This is a genomic window from Flavihumibacter fluminis (genome assembly GCF_021491375.1).
Taxonomy (GTDB): Bacteria; Bacteroidota; Bacteroidia; order Chitinophagales; family Chitinophagaceae; genus Flavihumibacter; species Flavihumibacter fluminis.
Genome location: NZ_JAKEVY010000005.1, coordinates 289,675 through 296,919, shown reverse-complemented (window position 1 = coordinate 296,919; position 7,245 = coordinate 289,675). Strand labels below are relative to the sequence as shown.

At 41.1% G+C, this 7,245-nt stretch carries 7 protein-coding genes and 1 pseudogene; 7 read left to right on the top strand and 1 reads right to left on the bottom strand.

Translation table 11 applies throughout. From position 1 onward, the window contains the following. Positions 1–86: 86 nt before the first annotated feature. Positions 87–1,205 carry a Gfo/Idh/MocA family protein gene (locus tag L0U88_RS18845; RefSeq protein ID WP_234868090.1) on the bottom strand — a complete coding sequence of 373 codons (1,119 nt, stop codon included), beginning with the start codon at positions 1,203–1,205 and terminating at the stop codon, positions 87–89. Positions 1,206–1,309: 104 nt separating this feature from the next. Between L0U88_RS18845 and L0U88_RS18840 the strand changes: the two genes are divergently transcribed. The 7 genes and pseudogenes from L0U88_RS18840 (at position 1,310) to leuC (ending at position 7,209) form a co-directional block, all read left to right on the top strand. Then, entirely contained in the window at positions 1,310–2,029 is a 720-nt protein-coding gene (locus tag L0U88_RS18840; RefSeq protein ID WP_234868089.1) for a hypothetical protein, read from the top strand. 594 nt (positions 2,030–2,623) lie between these two features. Beyond that, positions 2,624–2,824 (top strand): annotated as a pseudogene (locus L0U88_RS21150) (ribosomal maturation YjgA family protein); the annotation flags it as partial. A 95-nt stretch (positions 2,825–2,919) separates the two neighbouring features. Further along, positions 2,920–3,609, top strand: a complete 690-nt coding sequence (locus L0U88_RS18835) for a hypothetical protein (protein ID WP_234868087.1) — start codon at positions 2,920–2,922, stop codon at positions 3,607–3,609. 176 nt (positions 3,610–3,785) lie between these two features. Beyond that, positions 3,786–4,013, top strand: a complete 228-nt coding sequence (locus L0U88_RS18830) for a hypothetical protein (protein WP_234868085.1) — start codon at positions 3,786–3,788, stop codon at positions 4,011–4,013. 57 nt (positions 4,014–4,070) lie between these two features. Further along, positions 4,071–4,415 carry a hypothetical protein gene (locus L0U88_RS18825; RefSeq protein WP_234868084.1) on the top strand — a complete coding sequence of 115 codons (345 nt, stop codon included), beginning with the start codon at positions 4,071–4,073 and terminating at the stop codon, positions 4,413–4,415. Between the two features lie 8 nt (positions 4,416–4,423). Beyond that, positions 4,424–4,654: a DUF433 domain-containing protein gene (locus L0U88_RS21145; RefSeq protein ID WP_353620675.1), complete on the top strand. Its 231-nt coding sequence runs from the start codon at positions 4,424–4,426 to the stop codon at positions 4,652–4,654. Between the two features lie 1,151 nt (positions 4,655–5,805). Further along, on the top strand, positions 5,806–7,209 hold the full coding sequence (gene leuC, locus L0U88_RS18820; RefSeq protein ID WP_234868082.1) for a 3-isopropylmalate dehydratase large subunit: 1,404 nt from the start codon (positions 5,806–5,808) through the stop codon (positions 7,207–7,209). The last annotated feature ends 36 nt before the right edge of the window (positions 7,210–7,245 follow it).

Genomic DNA, 7,245 nt, shown 5'->3' with positions numbered 1-7,245 from the left:
GATATTCTGGAACGCATGCCGATGACAAAAACAAGTGAGTTGAGAAGTCTGTTACCTGATCAATGGAAACCACGTTTAGTAAGTAATTAATCAGCTACTTCATATACGTGGTTGGATGAATGCTTACCCGCTAACCACAAATCAATGGGCCGGTCCACCTTCGGATGGAAAGGCAGGTAAATCTTTTTACCCTCTGCGGCGGAAGCATAGGCTGCATAGATGATTTCCAGCACAGCGCGACCATCTTCACCGGTAACCATGGGCTGGGTATCGTTCTGCACACATTGAATGAAATGCCTTAGTTCATGCGGGTAACCCTGGTTGAAAACCTCTTCGAAAATGGTGAAGCTCCAGCCAATGGTGGTATCTGCTTTTTCCATCGCATAGCCATAACCGTGTTTACTGTAGGAAACAGCTGCATTGCCCATGAAGAGATCTGCATACACCACACCGCCGGTACCATACACTTCACAACGATCATCCATACCGCCATGTTTAGCCCAGCTGTTTTCTGCTACCCCGATCACGCCATTTTCAAACTCGATAATCACCACTGAATTATCCTCGCAAACGGTGCGACCCTTGTGGTAAACAGTTGCCATCGTAGCATAGACACTGGTTGCCTTGCAATTGTTCAGCATCCAGCGAAACCAGGCAATAGCATGACAGCCCATATCCATCAGGACCCCACCGCCGGAGAGGTTTTTATCGTAGAACCAGTCGCTATGCGGACCCGAATGTTTCTCCCCCTGCTTGAGCATATAGATATCCCCTACTCCACCTTCCTTTACCATATGGCGAACGCGTTCGTATTTGGGAGCAAAGCAGAGCTCCTCGGCGTACATCAGTTTCACTTTGGCCTTTTTGCAGGCCTCGATCATGGAATCCGCTTCCTCGAGGGTAACCGCCAGGGGCTTTTCAATGATGACATGTTTACCGGCAGCAGCAGCTTTAAGGGTAGCCTCGCAATGTTTGAAATTGGGAAGGCAGATATCTACTACTTCTACGCCCGATTTTTCGAGCAGTTCATCTATATCGGAATAGAATTGGGGAATCTTGTGTTTATCGGCGAAGGCCCGGGCTTTATTGATATCGCGGGAATAGACCGCAACTACTTCAGCTTCCGGAACAAAGCGGTGGTAACTTTCAAAATGGATGTCGGCAATGAACCCGGAACCCAGGATGGCAACTTTCGTTCGACGCATTTTTGCTTAAATATCTGCAAAAATTGCATCAAAGGGCACTTCAAACAGCGAAAAAAAAGAACCAATCCACGAACAACCTGTTAAGCATGACTAAACTATACAATATGAAAGCATGGATACTAGCTGCCGCCCTACTGATCAGCGGCGCCAGCATGGCACAGAAGAAGAAAAATTGGGATAATTATCTGCCAATGAGCACAATTGGCATCGGGGTAGGATTCCAGGAATTTGACGGATTGAATAACCGCATTGCGAATTTCCCTCAGTACCGTGACCTGCGTGATTATACCGCGGTATTACAATTGGGCTGGATGAAAGAAAGAAACCGGGTGATCTCGATGTCCAATATTACACTGGGAAGCAGCATGAGCGGGGATCGCAACCGCCAGAGCAGTACCACCCGTTTTGCCGGCATAGGGGCTGATTTCGGGTATGATCTGCTGAAGCAGGACCGGGTGATGTTGTATCCTATTGCAGGTATCGGGTATGAGTGGTACCAGGCTAAATTCTACCGGGATAATTCCAATGTGAATTTTAATGATGTGCTGACCTCTCCCATTGTACAAACGGGCATCTCCCCTGTAGCCTTCAATAATTCTTTCTTCAATTATAAACTGGGTATGGGCCTGAACCTGTTTGCACCCAAGGAGAAAGGAGCATCTGTAGGGTTACAGGCTGCGTATATAGGAAGTTTCCAGGATCGCGAATGGAGGGGTAAAAGCAACCAGGATTTGGCCAATGCTCCGGAGGATCGTTTGGGCAGGTTCCAGATCAGCCTGGTCCTGACCAAAGCTCCGATGTGGTATGGCAAAAAAGGAAGATAATTGGCGATACCTTCTTACCATTCGGCAGTAGTTGACCGTCCATTCGGCTGCACTTGACTAACCAGTCAGCACTCTGGAAGCATTCATTGACCACTGTTTGAGCACTCTACAAGCACTATTGAACCGTCAGTGAAGCACTCTGGAACCACTTGGGGAGAATGGAAAAGGGAGACAAAGGAAACGGGAGACAAAGGAGAAGGGAGACGGGAAGAAGGAAAGAAACAAATTAAGAAATAATATCCGAAAAACTAAATGGGAGGAGCAGAAACGCTCTTCCCATTTTTTGTTTGAAATAAACCGGGTTGCGCACTTGCAAGGAATTTACGGATAGTCTATATTGTTGGCACTTGTCCTGTGGCTCCCGGTAATTGGGACTCATGTGGCGAAGCATTGAATATGAAAGAAAGATTTCACTTCCAACCATATTACTTTCTAGCCACCGTTTTTCTATTTCTAATTGAGGTTTTAATTGCCATTTATGTGGATGACAACTTTATAAGACCCTATGGAGGCGACTATTTAGTAGTAATCCTCCTATTCTGCTTCATAAAAACATTTATCAAAATATCTACCCTATAGGCTGCTGCGGGAGTATTACTATTTGCGTATTTAATCGAAACATTACAATATTTTGATTTGGTCGGCAAACTTGGATTAAAGCACTCAAGAATCGCCAATATTGTTATAGGTAATTCCTTTGCCTGGCTGGATATGCTCGCCTATACTTTAGGTATTATGACAATAGCTATTGTCTATTTCTTTATAAAACAGAGAAGAGCAGAAATAATAAAATAGTATCACAATTGTTTAAACAATCATTTATAGTATGTTTTCTTTGGCTTTCAGCCACATCGTATGGTCAGATAGAAAGACAATTGAATTCAATTTTATTGAAACGCGACTTTCAATTATTCATCAATTACGCAAAAGAAAATATTTCTGAAAATAACAGAATTCAAATTGAACAAGAATATGCACGCGAAATTGTTGAGGGATATCAGGAAGCTTTATTCAAGATAACTCAGACATACGGTACTATTGGAAATATAGTTTATTCCACAAATTCAAAACTTAAGATAATTACTAAAAATAATAGAATCATCTTTTTCAATCTGGAAGGTAAGGAAATCCGGAATTTTCCTGAAAATAAGGAAACAACTAACGATACTACATACCAATTTTCAGATCAAATAAAAATGAATGATCTAAAAAAGAAATTCAAAGAGGATTATAAAGCTGCACTAGTGGAAGAGGAGCTATTTATAGATACAATTGCCGTTGGCATAAAATGCGGTCATTACCCTGGTGAAACAACGAAAGAACAAACGCAAATATTAAAATGGGTTCAAGCTAAAGATTCTATCAGCTTATTTCAGTGGTTACAATCTGTGAATAGCGAAAAACAGGTCTACGCAGTAAAAGGCCTATACTACCTGTCTTTAAAAGGAATAACAATAAGCGAAGAGAAGAAAAGAATAGTAGAAAAAATCAGACGCAAGAAAGGGACTATATATACCTGCATTCCTTGTGATGCAAGCAAATCCCCAATCCAGGAGGTATTAAAACCATTCATGTTTTAAAATAAATGCTGACCTATAAAACAGATAGATCCAACAATAATTTCTTATATAGGAATTTACTTAGGACAATAATTATTTTATCGTTACCTGTTTTAGTAGTCCCTATTCTTGATTCGCTAATCCTGCTAGATTCATTAAATGGAAAATTTTATTTTCAAAGAGCATATTCGTATAGTATGCTTTTTAACCAAAGTTCTGCAATTTCAGACTACTTACTTGCAGCAAAAATGAATTATAGAGTGTCCGATTCATATAATGCAGGCATTAATTCATTGTTTTCAAATGACAGCCTGGCACTTTACTATTTCAGGCGAGCATTAGAAAATGATCCGGAAAATAAAAAGGCAAAATTTGAACTGGAAGAATGTAAAACAAGATTGAATAACAAATTGCTACAACTTTAATTACATTATGGTTTACTATTAAAACAATGATTGAATACTCCAAAACACAACTATTAAATGCTTTTATCCAATAGAATAGTGACAGAAATTCCTATTAACAGTCTTTGGACAAATCAAGAGGAATTGAGTGCAACAAGGATAAGATATTTGAATAAAGAAAGTATAAAGCAGTTGTTTACACAAAGGAAAATAACTTTTGTGCTTGCTGATGTAGGAAGGAAATTAGAATGGATAGCGCCTGAAAACTGCTATGAGTTTTGGAAAAAAGAAGTACTAGCACATTTAGCAGATGATTATGAGGATATTTATGTTGACACATTTCCTGAAGGCTATGCATTTATTGCCAGTGAATGGACAGGGACAAACAATGATCCGATTATTTTATTAGAGAAATATCACTGATTATTTATATGGAATGGCAGCAATTCATAACATCAGATAAGATGATTCTTCCTGGAAAACCAATTATTAAGGGCACGAGAATATCAGTGGAGTTAATTCTTGAACTCTTTGGCTCAGGTTGGACAGAAAATCAAATATTAGAAGCATACCCGAATCTAAGTACTGATTCAATACGCGCCGTCTTTGCTTACCTTAAGGACTGTCTGCAACAGGAATTATATTTTCCAATTACTTCCTGATTTTTCTTGCGTATTAATAGTTTTCAAAATACTAATGGAAGAAGTAATAAATTCTGACAACATCCAACAACGAGTATATTAACAAATTGATTCGAAAATTTAAATATCGACCACCAATAAAGTACTTATTTGTAGGTATCTGCGGACTTATTTTATCCTTCATGTTTGCAGTAGCAATCACCAAGGGAGACGAAATCTGGTTTATGATAATTTGTGGCTTATTCCTTATTATGTGCCTGGGAATGGGGATAGCGTTTTTAACACTGTTCATTAAAAACCTACGTCTCAGAAATCTAATATTGGGCGATGATTTTATAGAAATACCTGGACGATGGAAAGAAAGTCAAAGACTAAACTTCAGTGAAATAGTAAACATCAGTGAATTCAACACGTACGATAACGTAATCGAAATTGAAAGTAACTATGGAATTCATTTAATTGAACAAAACTGGATGAAGAAAAACAGATTGAAACTACTTCCTTCTTATCTGCTAGCTTCTTTATTTTTCATCACAATACACTTGTCCTGTACTTCACAAATTGTAAAAATATCCGGTGCACAAAGAAAGGCTCATAAAAATTTTAGACTCTTAGCCTGGAATGAAGACAGTGTTAAGAATGTAATTTTTTCAATAAACCGGTCAAATCGCTTCCATTATACCATTACTACTCAAGACTCAGACGAATCAATAACGAAGCATTACAAGGGCACCTGGACAAAGTCTAATGATACAATCTACCTGGTCTACCAAAATTCTAACATACCGAATTCATTTAAACATTTCCTACTACTGGAAATTCAGGAAAAGTTTCTGATACAACAGATCGAAAACGCTCGCAATCCTATTTATCTGAGAATACTATTTGAACCAATCAGTGTTCGGGGATTCCACCCCAAAAGGCCATGGGACAATTGATATCGCGAAATGCCCCCATCTTCCTTTCCTCCCTCCTCCTTTCCTCCCTCCTCCTTTCCTCCATCTTCCATTCCCCTCTTCCATTCCCCTTTCTTCGCAAAAACAAATGCTAGTTAGTTTTTTAATCAAAGAAATTTCAATCATTTAGGACTTATTCTAGAGATCAGCCAAGTTTTCTGCACCGAATTTGCTCAATTTTTAAGAAATTAGCGGTTCTATTATAATTTTTGAAAAATGAGTACAAGCCCGAAGACCTTGTTTGCGAAAGTGTGGGATGCCCATGTGGTGAAAAGTATTCCCGACGGACCAGATGTTTTACTGATCGACCGTCACTTTATTCATGAAGTTACCAGTCCGGTTGCCTTCCTGGGACTCGAAACACGCGGACTCACTGTCCTGTTTCCTGATAAAACCTTTGCAACCGCCGACCATAATACCCCTACCATCAACCAGCACCTGCCGGTTGCTGATCCCCTTTCCGCCAACCAGCTGAAAGCCCTGGAAACCAATACTGCCAAATATGGTATCTCCCATTGGGGACTAGGTAACCCAAAAAATGGTATCGTACATGTGGTTGGTCCGGAGAATGGTATCACCCTTCCAGGCATGACCATCGTATGTGGCGACAGCCATACTTCCACCCACGGTGCTTTTGGTGCCATCGCCTTCGGTATTGGTACTTCTGAAGTGGAAATGGTGCTGAGCTCACAGTGTATCATGCAGCCACGCCCCAAAACCATGCGCATCTCCGTGAATGGCAAACTCAATAAAGGCGTTTTACCAAAGGATGTGGTGCTATATATCATTTCACAAATGACTGCAGCTGGTGCTACCGGCTATTTCGTTGAATTTGCTGGTGAGGTATTCGAGCAGATGAGCATGGAAGGCCGCATGACAGTTTGTAACATGAGTATCGAAATGGGCGCCCGAGGCGGTATGATTGCCCCGGATGCTACAACCTTCAATTATATCAAGGGCAGAGAAAAAGCACCCAAAGGCGAAGCCTGGGACAAAGCCCTTGCCTATTGGAAAACACTGCACACAGAGGCTGGAGCCAGCTTCGATAAGGAATATGTTTTTGATGCTGCTGACATTGAGCCTATGATCACCTTCGGTACCAACCCGGGTATGGGTATCGGTATCAGCAAGAAGATCCCTGTTTCCCATGAAACCGGCAGTGGCAAATCCAGCTATGAAAAATCCCTCAACTATATGGGATTCCATGAAGCTGAACCTATGCTGGGCAAACCGGTGGATTATGTATTCATCGGATCCTGCACCAATGGTCGCATTGAAGATTTTCGCGCTTTTGCTTCCATTGTAAAAGGTCGCAAAAAAGCAGACAATGTTACTGCCTGGATCGTACCAGGTTCTCATATCGTAGAGCAGCAAATCAAGGAAGAAGGCATTCTCGATATCCTGACAGAAGCAGGATTCTCCTTGCGTCAGCCCGGATGTTCGGCCTGCCTGGCCATGAATGATGATAAAATTCCTGCAGGCAAATATGCTGTGAGCACCAGCAACCGAAACTTCGAAGGAAGACAAGGTCCGGGTGCCCGCACCATGCTGGCAAGCCCACTGGTAGCCGCCGCAGCAGCAGTAACCGGAGTAGTAACCGATCCCCGCGAACTGATTTGATAACCCTACTTCATAATTCACACTTCATACTTCATA